This window comes from Streptomyces sp. NPDC019890 (genome assembly GCF_044903445.1).
Lineage (GTDB): Bacteria > Actinomycetota > Actinomycetes > Streptomycetales > Streptomycetaceae > Streptomyces.
Window position 1 is genome coordinate 113,972 of sequence record NZ_JBJDQK010000007.1, and the last position, 26,378, is coordinate 140,349.

The window sequence follows — 26,378 nt, forward strand, 5'->3', positions numbered from 1 at the left end:
TCAGCCTCCCTGCACTGCGGTGAGGACCTCGACGCGGTCGCCGTCGCCGAGCAGCGTGCCCGACCACTGGCTGCGCGGGACGACCGCTTCGTTGACGGCGGCGGCGACCCCGGCGGGAGCGGCGGTGAGGGCCGTGACCAGGGTGTCCAGGGTGGTTCCGGCGGTGAGCTCGCGGGCCTCGCCGTTGACGGAGACGTTCATGCGGGCTGCTCCAGAGGTACGGGAGAGAAACGGCGCGGCGTGAAGGCGCGGGCCTCGTCCGGCAGCGCGCCGGTGACCAGCAGCTCGGCCAGCACATCGCCGGTGACGGGAGTCAGCAGTACCCCGTTGCGGTAGTGCCCGGTGGCCAGATGCAGACCGGGCAGCGCGGTCGGGCCCAGCAGCGGGGCGTTGTCGGGGGAGGCGGGGCGCAGCCCCGCGCGGGTCTCGGTGAGCGGCAGCTCGGTGATGCCGGGCACCAGCTCGTGCGCGTCGCGCAGCAGCTCGTACACACCACCCGCGGTGACCGTGGTGTCCCAGCCGAGCTCCTCGCTGGTCGCGCCGACGACCAGCTCGCCGTTCTCGCGCGGCACCAGATAGACATTGCTGCCGCGCACCACGGCCCGCACCGTCCGGGAGAGGAAGGGCGCGTACGCGGGCGGCACGGTCAGCCGCAGGACCTGGCCCTTCACCGGCCGTACGGGAGGCAGTACGTCCGCCGGCACACCGCCGAGCCTGCCGCTCAGGCTGCCGCCCGCCAGGACGACCTGATCCGCGCTGAGCTCGTCGCCGTCGGTCAGTACGGCCCCGGCCGCCCGGTCCCGCACCACGGAAAGCCGGTCCGCCCAGCCGCGGTGGAAGACCACCCCGGCCCGCTCGCAGGCGGTCAGCAGCGCGGCCGCCAGCCGGCGCGGATCGATCTGGTGATCGCCGTCCACCCGCAGGCCCCCGCGCACGCCGGGTGCGAGCATCGGCTCGAGACGTCTGCATTCGCGGCCCGTCAGCCACTCCGACTGAAGACCGGACCGGCGTTGCAGGGTGTGCAGTTCACGCAGATGCGCGCGGTCGTCGGCATCCAGCGCGACGGCGAGTGTCCCGCAGGCGCGGTACCCGAGGCGCTGCCCGCTCGCCTCCTCGAGTTCGGCGACGAATGCGGGATAGCGTCCGGCGGACTCCAGATTGAGACCGAGCAGCATCTGCTCGCCGTAGTGCAGCTCGGTGACGGCGGCGAGCATGCCCGCGGCGACCTGCGCGGCCCCGCCGCCCGGCTCCGGATCGGCGACGGCGACCCGCAGTCCGCGCTGTGCCGTGCGCCAGGCCGTGACCAGGCCGATGATTCCGCCCCCGATGACGAGGACGTCTGAAGTGCGCGTTTCGGAAATACGCGACATGGGCGTCCAGCCCCTCCCTTCGCCGGCATGACCCGGATCAGGTTCGTACGGTCGGAGGCCGCCAGCCTCCCTCTCAGCCCGGTGCGTCCGGGCTCCCGCGAGTGCCTTACGGTGGCCACCCTAACCCCAGCCATCAACTCGCAGTAAGGGAGTGCGGGGTGAGCGGCGTCGCGGATCCCGGCTTCCTGACAGGTCGTCAGATCGTTAGGGTTGCAGGGTGAGCGAGCAGCAGCAGACAGCACAGGGCGGGCGCCGCGTGGTCGTCGTCGGCGCGGGAATGGCCGGCGTGCAGACCGCGGTGGCGCTGCGCGAGCAGGGCTTCACCGGCCCGGTCACCCTGATCGGCGCCGAGCCCCACCAGCCGTACGACAGACCCCCGCTCTCCAAGGCGATCCTGCTCGGCAAGGCGGAGGGGTCGGCCTTCGAGGTCGACTTCGAGGCGCTCGACATCGAACTGCGGCTGGGCTGCGAGGTGACCGGCGTGCGCCCGGCCGTGCATGAGCTGGACACCGAGGCGGGGCCCGTCCCGTACGACGTCCTGGTCATCGCCGGCGGTGCCGAGCCGATCACCCTGCCCGGCACCGAAGGCGTCCCCGGCGTCCATCTCCTGCGCACCCTCGACGACGCCGAGCGGCTGCGCCCGGTACTCGCGCAGCAGCACGACGTCGTGGTCGTCGGCGCGGGCTGGATCGGCGCGGAGTTCGCGACGGCAGCCCGGGAGGCGGGCTGCGCCGTGATCGTCGTCGAGGCCGCCGACCGCCCCCTCGCGGGTGCCCTGCCCGCCGAGGTCGCCGCCCCGATGGCCCACTGGTACGCGGAGTACGGCGCCGAACTGATCACCCACGCGCGCGTGGCCGACATCGAGCCGGGCACGGTGATCCTGGCGGACGGCCGCCTGCTCCCGGCCGGGGCCGTGGTCGTGGGCATCGGCGCGCGCCCCGCCACCGGCTGGCTCGCGGGCTCCGGCATCGAACTCGGCCCGGACGGAGCAATCACCGCGGACGAGTATCTGCGCACCTCGCTGCCCGATGTGTACGCGGTGGGGGACTGCGCCTCCTTCCCGTCCGCGCGCTACGGCGAGCGGCTGCTCGTGCACCACTGGGACAACGCCCTGCAGGGGCCGCGCACGGTGGCCGCCAATGTCGTGGGCGAGGCCCCGCAGGTCTATGACCCGGTGCCGTATTTCTGGTCCGAGCAATTCGGCCGCTTCGTGCAGTACGCGGGCCATCACGCTGCCGCCGACACGATGGTGTGGCGGGGCGATCCGGCGGCCGCCTCCTGGTCGGTGCTCTGGCTGCGCGAGGGTGCGCTGGTAGCGCTGCTCGCCGTGGGCAGGGCCCGTGACCTGGCGCAGGGGCGCAAACTCATCCTGTCCGGCGCGCGGCTGGATCCGGACCGCGCGGCGGACCCGTCCGTCCCTCTGAAGGCGGCGGCTGTCTAGGGGGCAGCGAGGTGCCGCGCGAGGGGTCCGGCTACCGACTGTCAGTCCGGGATGGCACGCTTGTCCTGTGACCGAGATTGACGCAAAAATCGATGCTCTCGTCCCCGCCTGGCTCCACCTTCCCGACATCGCGGAAATGCTCGATGTCGAGGTGACACGCGTACGGCAGCTGGTCAAGGAGGGCCAGCTGATCGCCGTGCGCCGCGGTGAGAACCGGGCGCTTCAGGTGCCTGCCGCCTTCATCGACGGCAACAAGGTGGTCAAGGGTCTCGCCGGGACCCTGACGCTCCTGAAGGACGACGGCTTCACCGACGACGAGATGCTGGAGTGGCTCTTCACTCCCGACCCGACCCTGCCGGGCACGCCCGCGCAGGCGCTCAGCGAGAATCGCGGCACGGAGGTGAAGCGCCGTGCCCAGGCGCTCGCCGTCTGACATCCGGACTTCGTGATGCCACGTCCTGGCGTCACGGGGTCCTGAAGACAACACCACGCGGTGTGCGGGACGGGGGCCGAGCGTTCCTGCCCGCACACCGCCCACCCAACGGGGGGAAACACCCATGCCCACGGCTCGTGAGCTGCTGTCCGACGCCCGGCTCTATCTCTGCACGGACGCCCGGAAGAAGCAGGGCGACCTCGCGGAGTTCCTCGATGTCGTGCTCGCCTCCGGGGTCGACATCGTGCAGCTGCGCGACAAGGGCATGGAGGCGGCCGAGGAGCTCGAGCACCTTCAGGTCTTCGCGGACGCCTGCCGCCGGCACGGCAAGTTGCTCGCCGTGAACGACCGCGCGGACGTGGCCCACGCCATCGGCTCCGACGTGCTGCATCTGGGCCAGGGCGATCTGCCGGTCCCGGCCGCCCGCGCGATCCTCGGCGACCAGGTGCTGACCGGCCGTTCGACGCACGCGGAGTCCGAAGTGGATGCGGCCGCCGCCGAGCCCGGCGTGGACTACTTCTGCACCGGACCCTGCTGGCCCACCCCGACCAAGCCCGGGCGGTACGCCCCGGGACTCGGCCTTGTGCGGTATGCGGCGGGGCTGGCGACCGACCGGCCGTGGTTCGCGATCGGCGGGATCGACGCGGGCAACCTCGACGAGGTGCTGGACGCGGGCGCGCGCCGGATCGTCGTCGTACGGGCCATCACCGAGGCCGACGACCCCGCGGCGGCGTCCGCGTCCCTGGCCAAGCGCGTCAGGGAGCGCGACGCTTAAGGCCCCAGACGGCGCATGAAGGGGGCGCGGTGGACAACGGGAAGCGCATAACTGTCCGAGGGGTGGACATTAGGCAGACAATACGGACATATTCCCTGGTTCTGGTTGGGTGACCGTCGAGCCCTGGATAACCTGCAGTTATGGCCCTCGGAACAGCTTCCACCAGGACGGATCGCGCACGGACAGTGCGCGAGCTGCTTGCGACCGGCAAACCTTCCTACTCTTTCGAGTTCTGGGCGCCCAAGACGGAGAAGGGCGAGCGGAACCTCTGGAACGCGCTCCGCAGGGTCGAGGCGGTCGCCCCGAACTTCGTCTCCGTGACCTACGGCGCGGGCGGCTCCACGCGCGCCGGCACCGTCAAGGCCACCGAGCAGATCGCCGCCGACACCACCCTCACCCCCGTCGCGCACCTCACCGCGGTGAACCACTCCATCGCCGAGCTGCGCAACATGATCGGCCAGTACGCCGACGCCGGGATCCGCAACATCCTTGCCGTCCGGGGCGACCCGCCCGGCGACCCGATGGGCGAGTGGATCAAGCACCCCGACGGCGTGCGGTACGCGGCCGAGCTCGTCCAGCTGATCAAGGAGTCCGGTGACTTCTGCGTCGGTGTCGCGGCCTTCCCCGAGATGCATCCGCGCTCGGAGGACTGGGCAACCGACACCCGGCACTTCGTCGACAAGTGCCGCGCCGGCGCCGACTACGCGATCACGCAGATGTTCTTCCAGCCGGAGGACTATCTGCGGCTGCGCGACCGGGTCGCGGAGGCGGGCTGCGAGACCCCGATCATCCCCGAGGTCATGCCGGTCACCAGCGTCAAGCAGCTCGAGCGTTTTGCCCAGCTCAGCAATGCCTCGTTCCCGCCCGAGCTGAAAGAGAGGATCCTCACCGTCAAGGAGGATCCCGCCGCTGTACGCTCCATTGGCATCGAGTTCGCAACGGAGTTCTGCGCACGTTTGCTCTCCGAGGGTGTCCCCGGACTGCATTTCATTACGCTCAACAACTCCACTGCGACGCTCGAAATCTACGAGAATCTCGGACTGCACGAGCAGTCGTGATCGGTCGTACCCGCCCCCACCCCGGGCGGTGACCGAAGGAGAGGGGCGGGCATGGGCTGGACGGTCCTCTATCTCGCGTTCGGCATCGTCGCGCTGTGGCTGCTCGGCGAGGTGCTCTTGCAGTACAAGGCACGACTGCGCTGGCGGCTGCTCGCGTTCGCCGGCTTCCTCGGCGTGGTCGTCGGCGTGCTGCTGCCTTCCGTCGTGGTGATCGCGCTGGGCGCGATAGCCTTCGCCGTCGGCCAGACGTACGTCACGCTCTCCTTCCGCCGCGGGTTCTCCACCGGCTGGGCGCTCGGCGGCAGTCCGGGCGTGAGCCGCCGCCGCAAGTCCGGTGCCAGGCCGGACAAGGCCGCTTTGCGCGAGCCCACACTCGAGGTCTCGGACCTCTCCTACGAGCCCGGCGCGGCCGAGCAGGAGTCCGGCTACGAGCCGGAGCCGGTGTACGAACCGCAGCCGCTCCCGGACGACACCGGGCAGTACGGCGTCTACAGCGACCAGGCCTATGCGGCGGCGCAGCAGCAACAGGACCAGAGCCAGAGCCAGGGCCAGTACGGCGGCATGTACGACACCTACTACTCCGGCTACACCCAGCAGCCCACCGGCCAGGAGAGCTACGCCGGGCAGTACGACTACGGGAGCGGGCAGCAGCAGTACGCCCCTTACTCCGATCCGTACGTCGGCGGGCAGCAGTACAACACGTACGACAGCTACGACAGTTACGGCGGCCAGCAGCAGTACGCCGACCCCTACGCACAGCCTCAGTACAGCGAGACGCCGCCCGGCGGGGTGTGGGTGCCCCAGCAGCGGGACGGCGAGCAGCAGGCTCCGCCGATGCCGCAGGAGCAGCCCTCGCCGTACGGCTACGACACCGGGTCCGGGTACAACGAGCAGCAGTACCGCTACTGACGCTCAGGGCCTGTCACTGAGAGCCGCGGAAGTCCGCGCCCTCCACGATCAGACCGGCCACCAGCGCCCCCGACATCCCCGCGTGCGCGAGAGAGCCGCCCGGGTGCGCCCAGCCGCCGGCGAAGTGCAGCCCGGGCAGCGGCGACCGGTTGGCCGCGGGCAGCAGTGCGCCGCGCGCAGCGGCCAGCGCCGGACCCGGCACCTGGTACATGCCCGTCTCGCGGAAGGTGTCGGCCGGGGTGCGGACCTCGCGCCACAGCAACCGCTCCCGCAGTCCGGGTATTGCAGCCTCCGCGGCCTCGGTCATCCGGTCGGCGAAGGCATCCACCGGCTGCGGCTCGCCGCCCCACAGGTTCTCCGAGGAGAACAGGCCTCCGGCCGGGACGGTCGCGGTGACCGTCACCGACTCATGGTCCCCGTCGGGGCGCAGTCGCTCGTCGTCAGGACGCAGCACCGCGACGGTCGGCCGGTCGGGAAGCCTGGCCCCCGCCAGGGCGTCCAGCTCGTCCGCCCGGTCCGCCGAGTGCACCAGCGTCCGGTGCACGGCGTCCGCGGGCCGCGCGCCCCGCAACGCCAGGCACACGGTGACCCGTCCGGTCCGCACCGCCGACTGAAATCGGGGCCACTCGTCCTGGCTCTGCCAGCCGATGACCTGGTCCCGGTAGAGGGCGGGCACGGGCGCGCCCGCGACCACCAGGTCCGCCTCGATCAGCCGCCCGTCGGCCAGCGCGACACCGGCCGCCCGGCCGTCCTTCTCCCTTACGCCGGTCACCTCGGCGCCGAAGACGAACTCAACCTTCCGGGCGAGGCACCGTTCGTGCACGGCGTCAGCGAGTGCGCGCATGCCCCCTTGCACGTACCAGCTGCCGAAGGTCTGCTCCATGTACGGCAGCACGGCGGCGGAGGCGGGGGCGGTCGCCGGATCGAAGCCGTACGCCAGGGCGTAGCTCTCCAGCAGCGCCGCCAGCCTCGGATCGGCCAGCTCGCGCCGGCCCACCTCGGCGAGTGTCCTCGCCGAGCGCCGCAGCAGCCCGGACCTGAGCGCCGGGTACGGCTCTCGCTCCAGCGGCGACAGGTCGGCGGGCAGCGGCTCCTCGAGCAGGGGACGCCGGGTGCGCTCCCAGGCGTCCCGCGCGCGGCCCAGGAAGTCGCCCCATCGCGCACCCGCGCCCGCCCCGAGCGCCGCGTCCAGCGCGGCGACGATCCCGGCCCGCGAGGCGTTCGGCAGGGAGACCGTGGTGCCGTCGGCGAAGAGATGACGGCTCGCCGGGTCGACCTGGACCAGCTCGACGCACCGCTCCAGCGGCTCCTTGCCGGTCTTCACGAACAAGTCCCGCCAGACGGCGGGCAGATGCAGCAGAGCGGGACCGGAGTCGAAGCCGAAGCCCTCGCGCTCGAACCGGCCCACCGCGCCGCCATGGGTCGCCGAGCGCTCGTACACCGTCACCCGGTGGCCTGCCACGGCCAGCCGGGCGGCAGCCGCCATGGCGCCCATCCCGGCGCCGATCACCGCAATCCGTGCCATGTCAGCGACTTTATCCGCCGCCACTGACAGCGGGTCCGGGCGGTCCGGTCACCAGGGTTTCGGGCCGACTGGGCTCCGGCGGGCGGATCACCAGGGCGGTGGCTGGGCAGCGCGGCTGCCGGCCGCGTCGTCGGCCGGCAGCCTGGGGGCCGGCCCCCGGTAGCCGCGGCCTTCGCGGCGCTGCGCCCTGCGGCGCAGGAATCGGCGGATCCTGCCCGCGACGAAGGCCAGTACCACCACCCCCAGCAGGAGCAGCGTCCCGGCGATGATCGCGGCCGCCAGCGGATGGAAGACCGCGAACGAGATGATCCCGGCGACGCCCAGATCCTCCGCCGTGCTCAGCGCGATATTGCTGAACGGCTCGGGCGAGGTGTTCACCGCCATCCTCGTGCCGGCCTTGACCAGATGGCTCATGAGCGCCGCCGAACCGCCGACCGCACCGGCCGCGAGCTCCGGCAGCGAGCCGTTCTCCCCGGCCAGCAACGCCGCGACAACCGCGCCCGCCACCGGCCGGATCACGGTGTGCACCGAGTCCCACACCGAGTCGGCGTACGGGATCTTGTCCGCCACCGCCTCGCAGAGGAAGAGCACTCCGGCCACGATCAGGACATCGGTGCGCTGAAGCGATTCGGGCACCTCGTCGGTGAGGCCGGTCGCACCGAAGATGCCGAACAGCAGAACCACCGCATAGGCGTTGATCCCGCTGGCCCAGCCGCTGGTGAAGACGAGAGGGAGTACGGACACGGACGCGATCGTAACCAGTCGGCCGCCCGCGCGGGTGGGGATGAGCACGGACAGCTGAGTATGCGTACCTAGTGGGTGAGATGAGTACGCGCGCGGATGGGGTCTCACCTGCGGAGACGGAAGAGTGGAGACCACGGAAGGGGCGCAGCGCCGGTACCGCCGACACGGGGCGGCGGAACGGCGCGGCTCCCCTGACGGAACGGGGGTGCACGAACGGAGAACCCACTGACCACGGGTTCTCCGGCACACGGGTTCTCCGTCTCCACGGGGGAAAAACGGGGGCAAACGGGGAACAACGGGGGTACGGGGGAAACACGCCGGTCCGGCGGGGCTCGGGGGGATCGAGCCTCGCCGGACCGGCACTTTTCTGTCCGCGCGCTGTCAGGCGCACTCCCGCGCGGCTGTCCGGAGCGCGCACCGTCCGACACGCGCGCGTGGAGCGCGCCTCAGCGGCCGCTGACCCGGCCGTGCAGCAACCGGGACAGGGCGGAGTGCACATCGTCGAGCGACCGCTCCGGCTGGAAGGCCTGCCAGTCGAGCGCCGCCACCAGGACCATCCCGACCAGCGCGGCCGCCGTCAGCGGAATGTCGATCTCCTCGCTCAACTCCCCGTTCTCGACGGCTTCCCGGAGCACGTTCTCGACGACGGCCACGGCCTGCTGCCGCACCACGAGCAGGGTCGACTGCCAGGCCCTGTTGGTACGCCACAACTCGGCGACGTACAGCTGGGTGAAGGCCGGATAGCGGTCGATGAACCCCAGACCGGCCCTGATCATCGCGTCCAGTGCCTCGACCCTGCTGCCGCCGCGCTCCGTCGTCTCGTCGGCGGCGGACTGCAGCGAGGAGGTGAGCAGGCCGACGCCGAACCGCAGCAGCTCCTCGAAGAGTTCGGTCTTGCTCTTGAAGTTGTAGTAGACCGTGCCCTTGGCGACCCCGGCCCGTTCGGCGATCTCGTCCACCGTCGTGGCGGAGAACCCCTGCTCGGCGATGAGCGTCACCGCCGCCTCATAGAGCTTCGCCCGGGTCGCGCGGCGTCTGGTGCTCGTGCTGTCCATGCCGTCCATGACATCGATTCTCACAGGTCCGGCCGTTCTCACAGACTCAGCTCCGGGTGCAGCCTGTCGAGCGTCCACACCTGCTTGCGCCGTGCGGAGACGGCGGTGAGCGCCAGCGCGCCCGCGGTGAAGGCGCTCAGAACCGTGCACGCCTGCCAGACCGGGCCGAGTCCGCCGCCCGTGATGAGCAGGCGCAGCGTCTCGACGACATACGTCATCGGGAGGAAGGGGTGGATGGCGTTGAAGAAACCGGGGCTGGTCTCCACGGGGTAGGTGCCGCCGGCCGAGGTCAGCTGGAGCATCAGCAACGCCAGTACGAGGATCCGTCCCGCGGCCCCGAAGCGGGCGTTCAGCCACTGGATGATGGCCGCGAAGCAGCAGGTGACGAGGGCCAGGAAGCCGATCGTCCCGGCCGCGTGCGTCATCTCGAGGCCAATTCCCCAGTGCAGCACGGACATCAGTGCGCCGACCTGCACCAGGCCGATCGCGGCGACGGGCAGCCAGCCGGCCACCGCGATCCGCCAGGCGGAGGCGCCGGCGGCCAGGGCCCGCCGGTTCAGCGGCTGGATGAGCATGTACGCGACCATCGAACCGACCCAGAGGGACAGCGGGATGAAGTACGGGGCGAAGCCGGTGCCGTAGTTGGGCGCCTTGTGCAGAGACTGACTGGCCAGCTTCACCGGGTCGGCCATCACCTCGGTGCGGCGGTCGCGGTCGTTCTTGTCGTAGTCGGGGATCTTGTCGACGCCCTTGTTGAGCCCGCCGGCCAGCTCGGTCGAACCGTCCGCGAGCTTGAACATGCCGCCGTCCAGGCTGTTGGCGCCGTTCTTGAGCTTGCCGACACCGCTGTCGAGATCCGTTGAGCCCGTCTTGGCGCTGCTCAGTCCGGTGTGCAGCTTGTCCGCGCCCTGGGCGACCTTCCCGGCGCCCGAGTTGAGCTCATTGATCTTGCGGACCGACGACTCCAGGTCCTCGTCGAGGTGCGGGGACCGCTTGGCCAGGTCGTTCGCCTTCTTCTGCAGATCGGCGAGATGGCCGTCGAGCTTTTTCAGATCGCCGTTGTTGTCCTTCACCAGGGCGTTGACATCGTCGGCGACCTTGGCGACATCGGCCGCCGTGACCTTGGCGCGCTTGAGGGCGGGGCAGGTGGTCGGGTCGGGCAGCAGCGCGTCCTCGCAGTGCGTCTTGTAGATGGCGCTCAGCTCGTCGGCCGACTTGTGGGCGAGGGCCGCGGAGGCGGGTGCCGTCTTCACGAGGATGTCGAGGTTGTGGCGCACCGCCTGCGAGGAGTCGGCGACCAGCCGGGCCGTGTCGCCGATCGTCTTGCCGTTGTCCTTGAGGTAAGGACGGACGTCGGCGGCGATCCCGTTGACCTTGTCGGCGAGTACCTGGGTGCCGTCGGCGACCTGCTGGGAGCCGGTCTCGAGGTCGCCCGCGCCCTTGTTGAGCTTGGTCAGGCCGCCGGCGAGCCTGCCGCTGCCGTCCTTGGCGTCCTTGAGCCCGTCCGCGAGGTCCTTGGAGCCCTTCTTCGCCTTGCCGATCCCGCCCTTGAGCTGGTCGGCGCCCTTCGCCGCCTTCTCGGTCGCAGCATGGATGTCGGAGAAGGAGATGAAGATCCGGTCGAGGAAGGAACGGGAGGTCTTGGTCGAAGCGGCGGTGCGCACCTCGGAGAAGACCGACCGCGAGATCTGTCCGACGATGTAGTTGTTGGCGTCGTTCGTACGGACCTGAAGGGCGCCGGTCTCGGGGGAGTCGCCGGAGCTGGACGCGATGCGCTTGCTGAAGTCCTTCGGCATGGTGAGGGACAGGTAGTACGACCCGTCCTCGACGCCCTTGCGGGCCTCGGTGGCGCTCACCTCGTGCCATTCGAAGACCTCGCTCTCGCGCAGGCCCTTGGTGATCTCGTTGCCTGCCGCGATCTTCTTGCCGGCGGCGGTGGCTCCCTTGTCGTCGTTGACGAGTGCGACAGGGATCCGGTTGAGCTGTCCGTACGGGTCCCAGAAGGACCACAGGTACAGAGCGCCGTACAGCAGTGGGAGCAGCAGGATCGCGACGAGTGCGGCACGCGGCAGCTTCCCCCTGCCGAACCGCTTCAGCTCAAGCGCGGCCAGTTTCGGCGAGCGCATCGGCCGTCCCCTCCTCGGTGGTGTCCTGGTCGGTGTCCGCGGACGCGTCTTCGCGCGTGGCTTCGGACGTGGCTTCTGTGACTTCGGTTGTGTTGGCGGGCACGGCGCCAGGAGTTGCGTCGGACGCGGCTTCGCTCTTCGGGGCGGCCGGGGTGTCCGAGGCATCCGGGGCGGCCGAGGGCGTGGTGGCGGCGACCGTGCGGATCACCGTCGTGCCCTCGGGCGCCTGGCTGCACACGGCGAGCACCGTCGTACCGGCCTCGGCGACCGAGCGCAGCAGCTTCCAGGCCTCGGCCCGGTCCGCGTCGGAGAGCTTGAGGTCGGCGTCGTCGACGGCGAGCAGACGCGGCCGGCCGATCAGCGCGAGGGCGACGGACAGGCGCAGCGCCTCCAGCCGTTCCAGATCGCGTACGGCCGTGCGCTCCTCCTTGGGGAGCGTGGCCAGGACCAGCCCCGCCGCCTCCAGCGCCTCGTCGATACGGCTCCTGGTCGCGGCCGCGCGCTCGCCCGGGGGCCGCAGCAGGGCGCGCAGTGAGCCGTCGAAGTGGCGTTGCAGCAGCCCCCGTTCACGCAGATGCTCGGCGACCGTCAGGGCCGGGTCGAGCTCGCTGACGCCTGTCACCGGGCCGAGCGCGCTGATCCGGCGTACCGCGGCCATCTTGTGCGGCAGCGGCAGACCACCGACCTTGGCGTGGCCCTCGGTGGGGCGCATCCGGCCGGTGAGCGCGAGCAGCAGGCAGGTGCGGCCGGAACCGGACGGACCCTCGATCGCGATGAGCGAGCCGGGTTCCGCCTCGATGCCCACCGAGCGGAACGCCCAGCCGCGCGGGCCCTTGAGGCCGAAGTTCTCGGCGGTGACGGCCGCCCCGTGGCTGCCGTCGGGGCTGACAGAGCTGCCCACGTTCCCCCCAACATTTGAACTGACTGGTCAGTTCAAAAACTACTCCGATTCTCCGGCCGAAGCAAAAGAGGGTGGTTCAGCGATCGAGATCCGGTCCGCCGCGGCCTCGTCCACCGCGGCCGTGTCCGACGCGGCTCCGGGCGTCACTTCCCCTCGTCCTCGTCCTCGGCCGAGGGGAAGTCGTACGACTCCAGGCGCGGCTCCATATGGGCCACCATCTCGGTGAGCCGTGCGCAGACCCGTTTGATCTCCTCATGGGTCTCGTCCCGCTCGGTGATGACTGCCGCGAGCAGCAGGGCCGTCAGCGCCGTGGCGCCGTTGAAGGCCTGCAGCGTGACCATGTTGGAGAACAGGTCGTGACCGGCGAACGGGCCGGACTCCCGGGCCGCGGCGAGGATCGCCAGCGTCGACACCCCCAGCGCACACGACGCGGCACCCGCCAGCTGGAAGCGGAACGCGGCCCAGATCAGGAACGGGAAGACGAGGAACAGCAGGGCCGAACTGCCGGTACTGGTCGCCAGAATCGTCACGAGGAGCGTGCCCAGCAGCAGCGCCACCGCTTCGATCCAGCGGCCGGTCCCGGCATCCCGTGGCCACCGGGCCCTGCGCAGGGCGAGCAGGAACGGAGTGACGACAAGGACGCCCATCGCGTCACCGGTCCACCACACCGACCACGTCGGCCAGAAGTCGCTCCCCTCCAGTGCCCCGGCAAGCACCAGCACACCGCTGCCCACGGTCGAGCTGATCAGCATGCCGGCCAGCGCGCCGAGGAAGACCAGTGCCAGTACGTCCCGCAGCCGGTCCAGTTCGTTGCGGAACTGCGCCCGACGCAGCATGAGGTACGCGCAGACCGGGGCCAGGGTGTTGCCGGCGACGATGGCCAGCACGGCGAGTGCCGAGGGGCCGATGGACACATTGACCAGGAAGGCGCCGAGCGCGACGCCCGGCCAGATCCGCAGGCCGAGGACGAGCAGACTGGCCAGGGCCACCCCGGTCGGCGGCCACAACGGAGTGACCTGACCGCGAACGAGCTGCTGAAGAAGCCCGAGTCGGGCGGCCCCGTAATAGATGGCGGCCACAGCGAGGATCTGCAGGGCAGGAGGCCCGTAACGGCCGATCTCCGCAGTGCGCACCACTGCATTCTGCGCTCCCGGTTGGCCCCCGGCGACCGGACCGTCGGATCGGCCGTCCGGGCACCGGTGGGTCGAGCACGGTGTGCCGCACGGTTACCCAGGTACCGGCGGGCCGTCGTAACGGACGACGAGGACGGCGGCATCGTCACGGTGCCCGGTCCGTTCGGCGACCTTGATGACGGCCGAGGCGAGCACGTCGGGGTCGGCGTCGAATCCCCTGCGGGCCAGCCGGTGCACCTCGGCCAGGCCGGCCTCCATCGGGTAGGTCGGGCCTTCGACGACGCCGTCGGTGAGCAGAACGAGGACCCCTGCCTCCGTCAGCCGTCGGTGGGTCACCGGATAGCGCTCGCCCCGCACGACGCCCAGCGGCGGGCCGCCGCTGTCCAGGGCGATGCCGGAGCGGCCGGCCGCGGTGGCCCAGATCATCGGGACATGACCGGCCCGGGACACGGTGAGATCGCGGCTGACCGGGTCGAAACGGAGGAAGCAGCAGGTCGCGAAGAGGCCGAAGCCCATCGAGATCAGCAGGTTGTTGGTGCGGCTGAGCACCTCTCGCGGATCGCTCGTCCCCTCGGCGAGGGCCCGCAGGCTGGTGCGGACCTGGCCCATGAACGCGATGGCCTCCACGTCGTGGCCCTGCACATCGCCGATCGCGAGCCCCAGCGAGCCGTCCATCATCACGAAGGCGTCGTACCAGTCTCCGCCGACGTCAAGACCGTCCCGTGAGGGCGAGTAACGGCCCGCGATCTGCAGGCCGGGCAGCTTCGGCAACTCAGGCGGGAGCATATGGCGCTGCAGGACCATGGCCAGCTCGACGCGGGCCCGCTGCAGCTTGATCCGCTCCAGGGCCTGGTCGACGAGTTGCCCGAGGGTGAGCAGGAGTTCCTGCCCACTGTCGGGAGGGTCGCTGCGATGTCCGCGCATGACCGCTCCGAGGGATCGCGCGTACTTCTCACCTCACCTTAGCCGTCCGCCCCCGCACAGCCCTCCTGTTGGGGAAAACAGCCGTCTCGCATGGCAAGCAGCGGTCTCCACAGAGAAAGCAGCAGGTCAGAGCCGATTGTCAGTGGTGCCCTTCACGATGGACACATACGGCCACAGTGCCGTCACACGACGACAGGAGGTTCGTCATGGCCAGCTCCTACGCAGCAGCCGCACACCGGCGCCGCGCCACCGGCCCTGCCCCCTCACTGACCGGACCGGCGAACGACGTGCACCCCGTCCTGCGGCGGGCCTCGGCACCGCCCGCCGCCCTCGACCTGCTCGCTCAGGCCCGCACGGGTCTCGACGAGGCCGCCACTCTCGAAACGCCCAACGAGCGGTATGCCACGGCCCATCTGGCCGCCCTGCGCACCGCGGCCGCGGTGCTCGCCGCCCGCGGCCGCCCGGAGACCAGTGAGCGCCGCAGGCAGCGCATCCGAAGCGCCTGGGAAGTCCTGCCCGAGATAGCGCCCGAGTTGACCGAGTGGAGCGCACATTTCGCCTCGGGCGCCAGCCGCAGGGCGCGCGCGGAGGCCGGCATACAGGGCGCCGCGAGCAGCCGCGACGCCGACGACCTGCTGCGCGACGCGGCCATGTTCCTGCGCCTGGTGGAGCGGCTGCTGGTGCTCCAGCCGGTACTGCCGCAGCCGCGCGCCGAGCAGCCGGGGACGGGGGACGCCGCGGACAGGGCCTGAGGGGCCGGGATGCTTGGCGGAGGCAATAGGGTGGGCTGCGTATTCACCGTTCACTCGATCAGCACTCGAGCGACCGTCCACCCCGCTCACGCCCCGGGACCGGGGCGGCACCGTCCGAGGAGTCAACTGCCGTGTCGGACCCGATGCGCCCCCGCGCCTCCCTCCGTACCGCCGTGGTCTGGGAGGTCCTCAAGGACGCCCTCGACCGCCGGGTCAAGGCGATCGGGTCGGACGCCCTGGACATCCTCGACACCGGCGGCGGCTCGGGGAACTTCGCGGTGCCGGCAGCCAAGCTCGGGCACCGGGTCACCGTCGTCGACCCCAGCCCCAACGCGCTCTTCGCGCTGGAGCGCCGGGCCGCCGAGGCCACAGTGGCCGACCGGGTCCGCGGGGTCCAGGGGGACATCCACGGTCTCTTCGACGTCGTCGAGCGCGGTGGGTACGACGCGGTGCTGTGCCATGGAGTCCTGGAGTATGTGGACGACCCGGCCGAGGGAGTGCGCAATGCCGTCGCCGCGCTCCGTCCGTCCGGCGCCATCAGCCTGCTCGCCGCGGGGCTCGGCGGGGCCGTCCTCGCCAGGGCGCTGGCAGGGCACTTCGCCGAGGCACAGCATGCGCTGAACGACCCGTCAGGCCGCTGGGGCAACGGCGACCCGGTGCCCCGGCGCTTCACCGCCGAGCAGCTGACCGAGCTGCTGGCCGACGCGGGCGTCGACGTGGGCGCCGTACACGGTGTCAGGGTCTTCGCCGACCTCGTCCCCGGTGTCCTGGTGGACACCGAGCCCGGCGCGCTGGACGCGCTGCTCAAGCTGGAGGCCGCGGCCGCCGAGCTGCCCGCCTTCCACTCCGTCGCCACACAGCTGCACGTACTGGGCGAGAAGCGCGGCTGATCAGCGGCGCAGCCGCACATGGAGTACGCCACAGACCCCCCGATCGTGGCCTGCGCCCCGTATGATCGGGGGACACCATCCGGCATGACGGATTGGCGGTTGGGGAATCTACGCCTCAGCAGCCAAAGCCGCCATGGCGGCCCGGACTGGCGAATTGGCGTAGAGGGCGGGTTTCACGGGGGCGATTCCCTGCCTATCCTGAAAGGGCCGCATACCGGTCGCCCCCGCGACCGACGACTAGGAGGACTCCGTGCCGCTCTCGGAGCACGAGCAGCGAATGCTCGAGCAGATGGAGCGAGCGCTGTACGCCGAAGATCCCAAGTTCGCTACAGCGCTTGAGGGAAGCGGGCTGCGTACGTACACCCGGCGACGGGTCTACCAGGCAGTCGTCGGCTTCCTGGTGGGTATCGCGCTCCTCATGGCCGGAATGGTCGCGCAGCAGATCTGGATCAGCGTGGTGGGATTCCTCGTCATGCTCGGCTGTGCGGTTCTCGCGGTCACCGGATGGCGCAAGGCGCCCAAGCCGGGTGAGCAACAGGCCCTGGGGGACGCGGCAGCGACCTCTCGCCGCCATCCTCGTCAGCGCAGGTCGTTGATGAACCGGATCGAGCAGCGGTGGCAGCGCCGCCGCGACGAGCACGGCAACTGAACTTCTTGCATCACCGCCTCCACAGGCTTACGGGTGACAGACCGATACGGGTGAGGGGCCGACGCAATCGCGTCGGCCCCTCACCCGTATCAGCCTGCGTATCAGCCTCGCTGCCGGGACGGGCGCCGCAGGATCTGCGACCACCGGTCCAGCCGCAGGCGGTGCACGCCCCAGCGGTCCGTGACCGCCGCCCAGCGCTCGGACAGGGCCCACACCACCCGGACGGTTGAGCGGGGCGCGAGCAGTGCCCGCAGCCGCGTCCAACGGCTCACCCCTGCACCGAGCCCGAGCCGGATCTGCCCGACGTCATCGGCCAGCCCCGTACCCGGCCGGGGCACCGGCGCGTACAGCACCTGCTCCACCGCATGGGCCACCCGGTGCACCGCGTCCGCCGACTCGCCCTCAAGACGTCCCAGCCGGACGATGCGGGCAGCCGCCTTGCGCGGCGTCTGCGAGTCGTTGGGCAGGATGCCGTGGTCCCAGGCCGTGTCGGCGATCTCCTGCCAGGCCGCCAGCGTCCGGGCCGAGGCGTCCTCGGGCGTGCGCCCGCCGGAGCCGAGGCGGCCGGCCCGCACCCTGATCCGCCACAGCATCGGCAGCAGCGGTACGAGGAGCAGGGCCAGCACGATCAGAACCACGCCCAGCACGGTCCCCGGCGAGGTGCCCGGATCGGTGGGCGGCAGGATCTCCTGCGGGGCGGCCGCCCCGCAGTCGCCGAGCCGCTTCGCCTGCGGCGGGCAGCTGTCCGAGGCGGAAGGCACCGTGGTCGGCTCCGACGACGGGGTGGCCGACGGCTGGGCCGGGTTGCTCGGACTGCCGCTCGGCGACTCGGGCCGGGTGTAGTCCGGCGCGGAGCCCCGGCTCGGGGTCGGCTCGAACCGGGTCCAGCCGACGCCCTCGAAAAACAGCTCGGGCCAGGCGTGCGCCTCGCGCAGACCGACCGACATCGTGCCGTCCGGGCGCGGGGAGCCGGGCGTGAAGCCCACCGCGACCCGCGCCGGTATGCCCAGGGTCCGGGCCATCGCGGCCATCGAGAACGAGAAGTGGACGCAGAAGCCTTCTTTTTGCTTCAGGAACCGGCTGATCGCCTCGACTCCCGTACCCGACGCCACCTGGGTGTCGTACCGGAAGCCGCCGTCGACGGCGAACCAGTCCTGGAGCTTGACCGCCCGCTCGTAGTCGTTCGTGGCGCCCTTGGTCACCGCCTTCGCGGTCTTCCGGACCACGTCGGGCAGCCCGTCGGGCACCCTGGTGTACTCGCGCAGCAGCTTCGGGGGCGCGACAGGCGCGGAGGCCAGCTGATCCGCCGTCGGCTTCACCAGCAGGCTGGTGACGGAGTACTGCGCGCCACGGGTGTTCTGGCCGCGGTCGCCCACCAGGGTCCGCCCGGTGGGCTCGTAGCGCCAGCGCCCGTCGATCCGCACCTTCGTCGCCGGGTAGGGGAGGGGCAGCCAGCTCTGCTTGTACGAGCCCGCGGCGGAGAGGTTCGTCTTGATCTCGGTGACGCCGACGGACGAGCTCAGCCCTTCCGGCTGCGGAAGCTGGTCCGGTACGTCCTTGACCTTGCGCTCCGAGGACTTCCACGCCGTCCCGTCGAACTCGTCCAGCGCGACGATCCGCAGATAGAGGTCCTTGGTGTCCGTCGCATTTGTGCGGTACCTGATGACCTCGCGGTTCTCGGGCTGGTTCAGGCTGTCCTGCAGCGAGACCAGCGGATTCACCGCGGAGATGGTGCCGCCGCCCGGTCCCGGGCCGTCGCCGCTGCCGGTGCTGCCCAGCAGCCCGCCGTCCAGCGCGGGCAGCGTCGCCGGGACCACCAGCGCGACACCGAGGGCGAGCGCGCCGATCCGGCGGCCGGTGCGGACCGGGGCGGTGGGATTGCCGCCCGCCGCGGGGACCCAGCGCCCGGGCCCGGGCGGGGCACCGCCGAAGACCCGGCCCCACTGGGAGAGCCGGTCGCGGCCCTCTGCCAGCAGAAGCACCAGATATCCGGTGGCAGCCAGCAGGAACCACAGCCAGCTCGCGCCGCCGCCGGCCAGGCCCGCGGCGACCGAGTACAGGGCGAGCAGCGGCAGCCCCGCCGGGGCCGAGCTGCGGAACGTCACCGCGAGGGCGTCCACCGCAAGGCCGATCAGCAGCACGCCGCCGATCACCATCAGCTTGATGCCGTCGGTCGCCGGCGCCGGGATCGCGTACCGCCCGACGTCCTCGCCGCCCGCGTTCAGCAGGTGGCCGAACTGCTGGAACACATCGGGTCCCGGCAGCACACCGAGAATCGCCTGGCCCCGGGCGAAGACCACGGTGAGCAGCAGCAGCATGACCAGGGCCTGCACCGCCACCGTCAGCGGGCGGGCCAGTGGCACCCGCCGGGTCAGTGCGCCCACGCCGCTCAGGATCGCCAGCAGGAACGCCGCCTGCAGCATCCAGGTGGCCGGCTCGACCAGCGGCAGCATCGCGCCCGCCGCCATCAGCGTGGCGGCATAGGCACAGAGCGCCAGCCTCCCGCGACCGCTCATGACCAACCCCCAGAGAAACCGTTCGTACCGCTGCCGGAGGCTTCAGCGCGCTGTCGGCCGGCCAGCTGCCACAGCTCGGAGAGCGCAGCCCCCGGCGGCACGGCCAGGGCCGTCCAGCCCGCCTCGCGCAGCAGTCTCAGCCGGTCCTCGACGGCTCCGGCACTCGCGCCGCTCGTCACCCATGCCCCGCTGTCCAGGACGAAGGCGACAGCGGCGCCGCTGCGCTGGCGCATGCGCCCCGCCAGGGCCGCCTGCTCCTCGTCCAGATCGCCGAAGAAGGCGACCAGCAGCCCTTCGTTCCCGCCGCGCAGCACGTCGTACGACGGCGAGAGCCCGGTGCCGTCGGAGTGGTCGACGACCGCGAGCGTGTCCATCATCAGTCCCGCTGAGTCCGCGGACTCCTGGGTCGACCCGGCGAAGCCGTCGGCGCCCTCACCGGGCACCGAGTTTCCCGTGTCGGTCAACAGCCGGACCGCGAAGCCCCGTTCCAGCATGTGCACCAGCGCCGAGGCGGCGCCCGACACGGCCCACTCGAAGGCGGAGTCGGGACCCGCACCCTGATAGGCGGTGCGCCGGGTGTCGAGCAGCACCGTGCATCTGGCCCGCTGCGGCTGCTCCTCGCGGCGCACCATCAGCTCGCCGTAGCGCGCGGTGGAGCGCCAGTGCACCCGGCGCAGATCGTCGCCGTAGCGGTAGTTGCGCGGGATCACGTCGTCGTCGCCGGCCAGCGCCAGTGAGCGCTGGCGCCCGTCGCCGTACCCCGCCGCCTCACCCGCGAGCCGCACCGCCGGCAGCGCCTCGGTCCGCGGAATGACGGTGAGGGTGTCGAAGGCGCTGAAGGAGCGGGTCAGCTCGCACATCCCGAACGGGTCGCTCAGCCGCAGCTGAAGCGGCCCCAGCGGATAGCGCCCGCGCAGATCCGAGCGCACCCGGTACGAGACCTCGCGCCGGCCGCCCGCCTCCACCCGGTCCAGCACGAACCGGGGCCGCGGCCCCAGCACATACGGCACATGGTCCTGGAGCATCAGCAGCCCGGTGGGCAGCCGCGAGACGTTGTCCATCCGCAGATGCACCCGCGCCTCGGCCCCGGCGGGCACCCGCGACGGGGAAAGACGCCGGCTGCCCGCGACCCGGTAGCGGGTGCGGTACAGCACGGCCACACAGACCAGCGGCAGCACGGCGAGCAGCAGACCGACCCGCAGCAGGTCGCCCTGCCCGAGGACGTACGCGCACACCATCGCCGCCACGCCGGCCGCGAGGAAGGAACGGCCGCGTGTGGTCAGCCCGCCCAGGGCCGCCCGCACACCGCCCGTGTCCTTGCCTTCCGCGGCGGCGGGCGCCCCGGCCGACATCACAGCCGCCGGGCGCCGGGCTGCTGGCCGTAGAGCGGCGGCTGCGCCGGCCGGCCCGGGACATAGCTGGTCTCCGAGCCGTTGGCCGTGGGCACGGGGATGCGCTGCATGATCTCCAGCACGACCTGCTCGGCCGTACGCCGGTTCAACTGGGCCTGCGCGGTGGGCAGCAGCCGGTGCGCGAGCACCTGCACCGCCAGCGACTGGACGTCGTCCGGCAGGGCGTAGTCACGGCCGCTGAGCGCGGCGGTGGCCTTCGCGGCCCGCAGCAGGTGCAGCGTGGCGCGCGGCGACGCGCCGAGTCTGAGGTCCGGGTGGCTGCGGGTGGCTGCCACCAGCTCCACCGCATACCGCCGTACGGCATCGGCGACATGGACCGTACGCACCGCGTCGATGAGCTTCACGATGTCGTGGGCGTGCGCCACCGGCTGCAGATCGTCCAGTGGCGAGACGCCGCCGTGCACATCGAGCATCTGCAGCTCGGCGTCCGCGCTGGGGTAGCCGATCGACACCCGCGCCATGAAGCGGTCGCGCTGCGCCTCGGGCAGCGGATAGGTGCCCTCCATCTCCACCGGGTTCTGGGTGGCCACCACCATGAAGGGGCTCGGCAGTTCATAGGTCTGCCCGTCGATCGTGACCTGGCGCTCCTCCATCGACTCCAGCAGCGCCGACTGTGTCTTCGGCGATGCGCGGTTGATCTCGTCGCCGATCACGATCTGGGCGAAGATCGCGCCCGGCTTGAACTCGAAGTCACGCTGCTGCTGGTCGAAGATCGACACACCTGTGATGTCGGACGGCAGCAGGTCCGGCGTGAACTGGATACGCCGCACCGAACAGTCGATGGACCGCGCCAGCGCCTTCGCCAGCATCGTCTTGCCCACGCCCGGCACATCCTCGATGAGCAGATGCCCCTCGGCGAGCAGCACAGTAAGCGAAAGCCGTACGACCTCAGGCTTGCCCTCGATCACACCCTCCACCGACCTGCGGACCCGCTCCGCTGTGGTGGTCAGATCTGTGAGGCTCGCTCGATCGTCATAGGTCGTCACCCGGCCCTCCTCGGCCCGTTCTACGGGCCGGGCTCGTCAGACGGCCCGGCCCACCCCAACTCACACACCCTCTCCGGAGCTTCCGGAAGGTGCCACACACGCATTCTTGTTGGCGTTACCGCGTTGTGTCACTCGCCTGTGGATAAAGGGGTGGGATATGGATGCTTTGCCGTGTTTTCTGAGGTGTCCGGTCGGTCACACCGAGGGATCGATCTCGCGCAGCAGACCCTGTGTCACATCGAAGACAAAGCCTCGCACGTCGTCGGTGTGCGGCAGGAACGGCGAGGTACGGACCCGCTGCATCGACTGCCGTACGTCCTGGTCGACGTCCCGGAACGCCTCCACGGCCCAGGACGGACGCTGCCCCACCTCGTCCTCCAGCTCGTGCCGGAAGTCCTCGGTGAGGGACTCCAGGCCGCAGTTGGTGTGGTGGATGAGTATGACGCTGCGTGTGCCGAGCGCGCGCTGGCTGATGGTCAGCGAGCGGATCACATCGTCCGTGACCACGCCGCCCGCGTTGCGGATGGTGTGGCAGTCGCCCAGTTCGAGACCGAGCGCGTCGTGCAGGTCGAGCCTGGCGTCCATGCAGGCGACCACGGCCACGCCCAGCACGGGACGTGCGTCCATTCCCGGGTCCTGGAAGCCGGCGGCGTAGCGCAGGTTCGCCTCGACAAGACGGTCGGTGACAGTACCGCCGGAGCGGGCTGCGTCAGCAGGGTGGTGCGCGGAAGTCGACATGGTCCTGACGGTAATGGGCACACGCGGCCGAGGCCTGCTGTGAGACGGGACAAAGAACATCAATGAGCCTTGTTGTGAGCTAACCCACAGGAGTGATGCGGCCGCCTTCTTACGAGTGAACTCTCCGCTCGCGCGACATCTCTCCCACCCGCCCCGCGCCACGCAGCGGCCGGTTGATTGACCCGGAGGGCCGGTGGACTAAAGTGACGCGAAGTTCAGGGACACATCCTGCACATACTGCAATTTTGACGTAATTCCCCGCGTGTGCGGCGTACGTACGACTCTTCTGAGCGGGCGGGGACCCGGCAGTACGTACGCCCGCTCCGGATCTGAGAGGGCGCATGAGCGAGCGCAGCGAGCGAATCATGGGAAGCCGTGCGCCTGGCGAATGTCGCCCCGAGCTCTGCGAGGGGCGCGCATGAGCGAGACCCGACACGTCCCGGTAATGCTCCAGCGGTGCCTGGACCTGTTGGCACCGGCCCTGGAGCGGCCCGGGGCGGTCGTCGTCGACTGCACCCTCGGCCTCGGCGGACACAGCGAGGCCCTGCTCACGCAGTTCCCCGAGGCCCGCCTGATCGCGCTGGACCGGGACAAGGAAGCGCTGCGGCTCTCCGGCGAGCGGCTCGCCCCTTTCGGAGACCGCGCCACCCTGGTGCACGCCGTGTACGACGAGCTGCCCGAGGTCCTCGAGCGGCTGAAGATCCCGCGCGTCCAGGGCATCCTCTTCGACCTCGGCGTCTCCTCCATGCAGCTCGACGAAGCCGGGCGCGGGTTCGCCTACGCCCAGGACGCCCCCCTCGACATGCGCATGGACCAGACGACGGGCGTCAGCGCGGCCGAGGTCCTCAACACCTACCCGCCGGGCGAGCTGGTGCGGATCCTGCGTACGTACGGCGAGGAGAAGCAGGCCAAGCGGATCGTCTCGGCGGTCGTACGGGAGCGCGAGAACGAGCCGTTCACCAACAGCGCCCGGCTCGTCGAGCTGATCCGCGACGCGCTGCCGCAGGCCGCCAAGCGCACCGGCGGCAACCCGGCCAAGCGCACCTTCCAGGCCCTGCGCATCGAGGTGAACGGCGAGCTCACCGTCCTGGAACAGGCGATCCCGGCGGCCGTCCAGACCCTCGCCGTCGGCGGCCGCATCGCCGTCCTGTCGTACCACTCCCTCGAGGACCGGCTGGTCAAGCAGGTCTTCGCGGCCGGCGCGGCCAATACGGCGCCGCCCGGCCTGCCGGTCGTGCCCGAGGAGTACCAGCCGCGGCTCAAACTGCTGACCCGAGGTGCGGAGCTGCCGACCGAGGAAGAGGTCGCCCAGAACCGCCGTGCGGCGCCCGCGCGGCTCAGGGGAGCGCAGCGCATCCGGGAGGACGTGTGAGCGCAGCGGCCAAGCAGCTGAAGGGGCGGGCGGCGCGGCTGGCCAAGCTGATGCCGTCAGGGCCGAGCACCGCAGCCCGTACCCCCTTCGTCCTGCTGGTCGTGGTGCTTCTCGGCGGCGGGCTGATCACGCTGCTGCTGCTGAACTCCGCGCTCAACCAAGGCTCGTTCAAGCTGAGCGAGCTCAAGCGGAAGACCACCGAACTCACCGACGAGCAGCAGGCGCTGCAGCGGGACGTGGACGCCCGCTCCGCGCCCGACGCCCTGGAGCGGCGCGCCCGTGAGCTGGGCATGGTGCCCGGCGGCAGCCCCGCCTTCCTCGAGCCGGACGGCACGGTCCGCGGCGTGCCCCGCCGGGCCACCGCCCGGCCGTCACCGGCCCCGACGCCGATGGAGATCCCGGCTCCGGTGGCCCCGTCCGCGTCGCCCGCGAACCCGAGCACCTCCGCGAAGCCCAGCACGCCTGTGTCGCCCTCCGCGTCGCAGTCGCCGTCGCCGACCTCGCCCTCATCGGCGCCGGCCGCCGCCGCACCGTCGTCCGCACCGGCCGCCCAGCAGCAGCCCGCGACGCCCCTCGAGCCCGCGCCCCTCGAGCCCGCGCCCCCCAAGCCCAGCCGGGCGGCGGCCGCCCCCGGGCCCGGCGGCCAAGCGGCCCGGCCCACCCAGGCAGCCAAGCCGTCCCGCCCGCCCGCGAAGCCGACCCCGACGACCCCCGGCAGGTGACGCAGTGCCCAAGGAAGCTCCGCGCCGCCGGGTGCCAGGACCCGCCCGGCGTCCGTCCGTCCGCCCCGCGGCCCGCCGCCCGCGGCCCGGACCGCGCATCATCCGGCTCGGCAGCCCGCGCCCCCGGCTGCGCCTGGTCAGCCTCGGCCTGACCCTGGTGATGCTGGTCTTCGTCGTACGCCTCCTGCAGGTGCAGGCCGTCGACGCCAGCGCGTACGCCGCCAAGGCGGAGAAGAACCGCTACCTCAGCCATGTGCTCACGGCCGAGCGCGGCGAGATCACCGACCGGGCCGGAATCGCCCTGGCCACCAGCGTCGACGCGTACGACATCACCGCCGACCCGAAGATGTTCACGCCCAAGGAGAGCAAGGCTCCCGACGCCCCGGAACAGGCGGCCGCGCTGCTCGCCCCCATCCTCGGCAAGGACGCCGGCGAGCTCGCCAAGAAGCTGAAGACCCCCAGGTCCCGCTACACCGTGCTGGCCCGCCGCCAGACCCCTCAGGTCTGGAACCAGATCAAAGACCTCAAGTCGGTCTTCGCCGAGAAGGCCGCCGCCGACAAGCGCAAGGGCGGACCCGGCGCCAATGTGCTGAGCGGAGTGTTCCAGGAGCCGAGCAGCAAACGCGTCTACCCCAACGGCGATCTCGCCGCCGGGATACTCGGTTACGTCAACGCCGAGGGCCGCGGAGGCGGCGGCGTGGAGTCCATGCTCGACAAGGCCCTGGCCGGCCAGGACGGGAAGATCACCTACGCCCAGTCCGGCGGCCGCCGCGTCCCCACCGCCGGCTCCCGCGAGGTCCCCGCGGTCCCCGGCTCCGACATCGAGTTGACCATCGACCGCGACATCCAGTGGGCGGCCCAGCGGGCCATCGCCGAGCAGGTCAGAAAGTCCGATGCCGACCGCGGCTACGTGATAGTGCAGGACACCCGGACCGGCGAGGTCCTGGCCATGGCCAACGCGCCCGGCTTCGACCCCAACGACCTCACCCAGGCCAACTCGGCCGCCATGGGCAACGCCGCGCTCCAGGACGCATACGAGCCGGGCTCCACCGCCAAGGTGATGTCCATGGCCGCCGTGCTGGAGGAGAAGGCCGCCGTGCCCGGCACCCATGTCGTCGTCCCCAACCGGCTGCACCGCGGCGACCGGCTCTTCAAGGACGACATCGACCACCCCACCTGGCACCTCACGCTCAACGGCGTACTGGCCAAGTCCAGCAACATCGGCACCATCCTGGCGGCCGGGCAGCTCGGCAGGACCCAGCCGGAGGCCAACCAGGTCCTCTACTCGTATCTGCGGAAGTTCGGCCTCGGCAGCCCCACCGGCATCGGATACCCGGGCGAGACGCCGGGCATCCTCGCCAAGCCGCAGAACTGGTCCACCTCGCAGCAGTACACGATCCCGTTCGGCCAGGGCCTGTCGCTCAACGCCATGCAGGCGGCCTCCGTCTACTCGACGATCGCCAACGGCGGCGTGCGCATCGAGCCCACCCTGATCCGCGGCACCAAGGGCCCCGACGGCCACTTCACCCCGGCGCCCGCCCCCAGGAAGACCCGCGTCGTCAGTCAGCAGACCGCGAGCACGCTCGCCACCATGCTGGAATCGGTCGTCGGCGACGAGGAGGGCACCGGCACCAAGGCCCGCATCCCCGGCTACCGGGTCGCGGGCAAGACCGGCACGGCCAACCGGGTCGACCCGGAACTGGGCCGCTACCGCGGCTACACGGCCTCCTTCGCCGGGTTCGCGCCCGCCGACAAGCCGCGCATCACCGTCTACTGCGCCATCCAGAACCCCACCAAGGGCAGTTACTTCGGCGGCCAGATCTGTGGCCCGATCTACCAGAAGGTCATGGAGTTCGCGCTCAAGACCCTCCAGGTGGCGCCGACCGGCAGCGACCCCGCCCGGCTGCCCGTGACCTTCAAGCCCGGCGAGTAACCCGGAGGAAACAC

At 71.2% G+C, this 26,378-nt stretch carries 24 protein-coding genes and 1 riboswitch; of the genes, 11 read left to right on the forward strand and 13 right to left on the reverse strand.

Annotated elements, in window-relative coordinates; translation table 11 throughout:
• Together thiS and thiO are read right to left on the reverse strand one after the other, a co-directional pair.
• Positions 1-201 carry a sulfur carrier protein ThiS gene (gene thiS / locus ACI2LP_RS20490; RefSeq protein WP_404725910.1) on the reverse strand — a complete coding sequence of 67 codons (201 nt, stop codon included), beginning with the start codon at positions 199-201 and terminating at the stop codon, positions 1-3.
• Positions 198-1,370, reverse strand: a complete 1,173-nt coding sequence (gene thiO, locus ACI2LP_RS20495) for a glycine oxidase ThiO (RefSeq protein ID WP_404725911.1) — start codon at positions 1,368-1,370, stop codon at positions 198-200. Before thiO ends, thiS begins: the two co-directional genes overlap by 4 nt.
• Positions 1,368-1,479: riboswitch (TPP riboswitch) on the reverse strand. (Overlaps the previous gene by 3 nt.)
• Positions 1,480-1,587: 108 nt before the next feature.
• Between thiO and ACI2LP_RS20500 the strand changes: the two genes are divergently transcribed.
• From ACI2LP_RS20500 to ACI2LP_RS20520, 5 genes are all read left to right on the forward strand, one after another.
• Positions 1,588-2,811: an NAD(P)/FAD-dependent oxidoreductase gene (locus tag ACI2LP_RS20500; RefSeq protein WP_404725912.1), complete on the forward strand. Its 1,224-nt coding sequence runs from the start codon at positions 1,588-1,590 to the stop codon at positions 2,809-2,811.
• A gap of 67 nt (positions 2,812-2,878) precedes the next feature.
• The gene (locus tag ACI2LP_RS20505; protein ID WP_404725913.1) at positions 2,879-3,244 is read left to right on the forward strand and encodes an Rv2175c family DNA-binding protein; all 366 of its coding nucleotides are present in this window, start codon (positions 2,879-2,881) and stop codon (positions 3,242-3,244) included.
• Positions 3,245-3,368: 124 nt separating this feature from the next.
• Positions 3,369-4,019 (forward strand): thiamine phosphate synthase, encoded by a 651-nt coding sequence (gene thiE / locus ACI2LP_RS20510; protein ID WP_404725914.1) that lies wholly within the window; start codon positions 3,369-3,371, stop codon positions 4,017-4,019.
• Positions 4,020-4,159: 140 nt separating this feature from the next.
• A complete protein-coding gene (gene metF, locus ACI2LP_RS20515) occupies positions 4,160-5,077 on the forward strand; it encodes a methylenetetrahydrofolate reductase [NAD(P)H] (RefSeq protein WP_404725915.1) in 918 nt (305 codons plus the stop codon).
• 51 nt (positions 5,078-5,128) lie between these two features.
• Positions 5,129-5,986: a hypothetical protein gene (locus ACI2LP_RS20520; RefSeq protein WP_404725916.1), complete on the forward strand. Its 858-nt coding sequence runs from the start codon at positions 5,129-5,131 to the stop codon at positions 5,984-5,986.
• Between the two features lie 13 nt (positions 5,987-5,999).
• On the opposite strand, the gene ACI2LP_RS20525 is transcribed toward ACI2LP_RS20520, so the two are convergent.
• The 7 genes from ACI2LP_RS20525 to ACI2LP_RS20555 all read right to left on the reverse strand — a co-directional run bounded on the left by ACI2LP_RS20525 (position 6,000) and on the right by ACI2LP_RS20555 (position 14,394).
• The gene (locus ACI2LP_RS20525; RefSeq protein WP_404725917.1) at positions 6,000-7,511 is read right to left on the reverse strand and encodes a phytoene desaturase family protein; all 1,512 of its coding nucleotides are present in this window, start codon (positions 7,509-7,511) and stop codon (positions 6,000-6,002) included.
• Positions 7,512-7,598: 87 nt separating this feature from the next.
• Positions 7,599-8,255, reverse strand: coding sequence for a DUF4126 domain-containing protein (locus ACI2LP_RS20530; protein WP_404725918.1), 657 nt, complete (start codon positions 8,253-8,255; stop codon positions 7,599-7,601).
• A gap of 446 nt (positions 8,256-8,701) precedes the next feature.
• Positions 8,702-9,310 carry a TetR/AcrR family transcriptional regulator gene (locus ACI2LP_RS20535; protein ID WP_404725919.1) on the reverse strand — a complete coding sequence of 203 codons (609 nt, stop codon included), beginning with the start codon at positions 9,308-9,310 and terminating at the stop codon, positions 8,702-8,704.
• Between the two features lie 38 nt (positions 9,311-9,348).
• Entirely contained in the window at positions 9,349-11,436 is a 2,088-nt protein-coding gene (locus ACI2LP_RS20540) for a YhgE/Pip family protein (RefSeq protein WP_404725920.1), read from the reverse strand.
• Positions 11,408-12,337: an ATP-binding cassette domain-containing protein gene (locus tag ACI2LP_RS20545; protein WP_404725921.1), complete on the reverse strand. Its 930-nt coding sequence runs from the start codon at positions 12,335-12,337 to the stop codon at positions 11,408-11,410. Before ACI2LP_RS20545 ends, ACI2LP_RS20540 begins: the two co-directional genes overlap by 29 nt.
• A 143-nt stretch (positions 12,338-12,480) precedes the next feature.
• Complete coding sequence (locus tag ACI2LP_RS20550; protein WP_404725922.1) at positions 12,481-13,470, reverse strand: MASE1 domain-containing protein; 990 nt, start codon at positions 13,468-13,470, stop codon at positions 12,481-12,483.
• Positions 13,471-13,563: 93 nt separating this feature from the next.
• Positions 13,564-14,394 (reverse strand): PP2C family protein-serine/threonine phosphatase, encoded by an 831-nt coding sequence (locus tag ACI2LP_RS20555; RefSeq protein WP_404725923.1) that lies wholly within the window; start codon positions 14,392-14,394, stop codon positions 13,564-13,566.
• A gap of 206 nt (positions 14,395-14,600) precedes the next feature.
• Here ACI2LP_RS20555 and ACI2LP_RS20560 point away from each other — a divergent pair, with 206 nt between their 5' ends.
• From ACI2LP_RS20560 to ACI2LP_RS20570, 3 genes are all read left to right on the forward strand, one after another.
• Positions 14,601-15,146, forward strand: coding sequence for an SAV_6107 family HEPN domain-containing protein (locus ACI2LP_RS20560; RefSeq protein WP_404725924.1), 546 nt, complete (start codon positions 14,601-14,603; stop codon positions 15,144-15,146).
• A 131-nt stretch (positions 15,147-15,277) separates the two neighbouring features.
• Positions 15,278-16,036: a methyltransferase gene (locus tag ACI2LP_RS20565; protein ID WP_404725925.1), complete on the forward strand. Its 759-nt coding sequence runs from the start codon at positions 15,278-15,280 to the stop codon at positions 16,034-16,036.
• A gap of 250 nt (positions 16,037-16,286) precedes the next feature.
• Positions 16,287-16,685, forward strand: coding sequence for a DUF3040 domain-containing protein (locus ACI2LP_RS20570; protein WP_404725926.1), 399 nt, complete (start codon positions 16,287-16,289; stop codon positions 16,683-16,685).
• Between the two features lie 101 nt (positions 16,686-16,786).
• Here ACI2LP_RS20570 and ACI2LP_RS20575 read toward each other — a convergent pair whose 3' ends face one another.
• From ACI2LP_RS20575 to ACI2LP_RS20590, 4 genes are all read right to left on the reverse strand, one after another.
• Positions 16,787-19,201, reverse strand: a complete 2,415-nt coding sequence (locus ACI2LP_RS20575) for a transglutaminaseTgpA domain-containing protein (RefSeq protein WP_404725927.1) — start codon at positions 19,199-19,201, stop codon at positions 16,787-16,789.
• Positions 19,198-20,553: a DUF58 domain-containing protein gene (locus ACI2LP_RS20580; protein ID WP_404725928.1), complete on the reverse strand. Its 1,356-nt coding sequence runs from the start codon at positions 20,551-20,553 to the stop codon at positions 19,198-19,200. Before ACI2LP_RS20580 ends, ACI2LP_RS20575 begins: the two co-directional genes overlap by 4 nt.
• Positions 20,553-21,599: an AAA family ATPase gene (locus ACI2LP_RS20585; RefSeq protein WP_404725929.1), complete on the reverse strand. Its 1,047-nt coding sequence runs from the start codon at positions 21,597-21,599 to the stop codon at positions 20,553-20,555. Before ACI2LP_RS20585 ends, ACI2LP_RS20580 begins: the two co-directional genes overlap by 1 nt.
• 195 nt (positions 21,600-21,794) lie before the next feature.
• A complete protein-coding gene (locus ACI2LP_RS20590; protein ID WP_360866290.1) occupies positions 21,795-22,337 on the reverse strand; it encodes a carbonic anhydrase in 543 nt (180 codons plus the stop codon).
• Positions 22,338-22,755: 418 nt separating this feature from the next.
• On the opposite strand from ACI2LP_RS20590, the gene rsmH reads away from it, so the two are divergent.
• Genes rsmH through ACI2LP_RS20605 form a run of 3 tightly spaced genes read left to right on the forward strand, consistent with a single transcriptional unit; the run spans position 22,756 to position 26,364 of the window.
• Positions 22,756-23,709: a 16S rRNA (cytosine(1402)-N(4))-methyltransferase RsmH gene (gene rsmH, locus ACI2LP_RS20595; RefSeq protein WP_404725930.1), complete on the forward strand. Its 954-nt coding sequence runs from the start codon at positions 22,756-22,758 to the stop codon at positions 23,707-23,709.
• Positions 23,706-24,431: a septum formation initiator family protein gene (locus ACI2LP_RS20600; protein WP_404725931.1), complete on the forward strand. Its 726-nt coding sequence runs from the start codon at positions 23,706-23,708 to the stop codon at positions 24,429-24,431. The genes rsmH and ACI2LP_RS20600 overlap by 4 nt, the downstream gene beginning before the upstream one ends.
• Positions 24,432-24,435: 4 nt before the next feature.
• Positions 24,436-26,364 carry a peptidoglycan D,D-transpeptidase FtsI family protein gene (locus ACI2LP_RS20605; RefSeq protein WP_404725932.1) on the forward strand — a complete coding sequence of 643 codons (1,929 nt, stop codon included), beginning with the start codon at positions 24,436-24,438 and terminating at the stop codon, positions 26,362-26,364.
• Positions 26,365-26,378: the final 14 nt, after the last annotated feature.

Coding starts and splice junctions, on each gene's coding strand:
- ACI2LP_RS20520 (WP_404725916.1), top strand. CDS start 5,129: ATGGGCTGGACGGTCCTCTATCTCGCGTTCGGCATCGTCGCGCTGTGG.
- ACI2LP_RS20590 (WP_360866290.1), bottom strand. CDS start 22,337: ATGTCGACTTCCGCGCACCACCCTGCTGACGCAGCCCGCTCCGGCGGT.
- thiE (WP_404725914.1), top strand. CDS start 3,369: ATGCCCACGGCTCGTGAGCTGCTGTCCGACGCCCGGCTCTATCTCTGC.
- ACI2LP_RS20555 (WP_404725923.1), bottom strand. CDS start 14,394: ATGCGCGGACATCGCAGCGACCCTCCCGACAGTGGGCAGGAACTCCTG.
- ACI2LP_RS20535 (WP_404725919.1), bottom strand. CDS start 9,310: ATGGACAGCACGAGCACCAGACGCCGCGCGACCCGGGCGAAGCTCTAT.
- ACI2LP_RS20540 (WP_404725920.1), bottom strand. CDS start 11,436: ATGCGCTCGCCGAAACTGGCCGCGCTTGAGCTGAAGCGGTTCGGCAGG.
- ACI2LP_RS20575 (WP_404725927.1), bottom strand. CDS start 19,201: ATGAGCGGTCGCGGGAGGCTGGCGCTCTGTGCCTATGCCGCCACGCTG.
- metF (WP_404725915.1), top strand. CDS start 4,160: ATGGCCCTCGGAACAGCTTCCACCAGGACGGATCGCGCACGGACAGTG.
- thiO (WP_404725911.1), bottom strand. CDS start 1,370: ATGTCGCGTATTTCCGAAACGCGCACTTCAGACGTCCTCGTCATCGGG.
- ACI2LP_RS20525 (WP_404725917.1), bottom strand. CDS start 7,511: ATGGCACGGATTGCGGTGATCGGCGCCGGGATGGGCGCCATGGCGGCT.
- ACI2LP_RS20580 (WP_404725928.1), bottom strand. CDS start 20,553: ATGTCGGCCGGGGCGCCCGCCGCCGCGGAAGGCAAGGACACGGGCGGT.
- ACI2LP_RS20560 (WP_404725924.1), top strand. CDS start 14,601: ATGGCCAGCTCCTACGCAGCAGCCGCACACCGGCGCCGCGCCACCGGC.
- rsmH (WP_404725930.1), top strand. CDS start 22,756: ATGAGCGAGACCCGACACGTCCCGGTAATGCTCCAGCGGTGCCTGGAC.
- thiS (WP_404725910.1), bottom strand. CDS start 201: ATGAACGTCTCCGTCAACGGCGAGGCCCGCGAGCTCACCGCCGGAACC.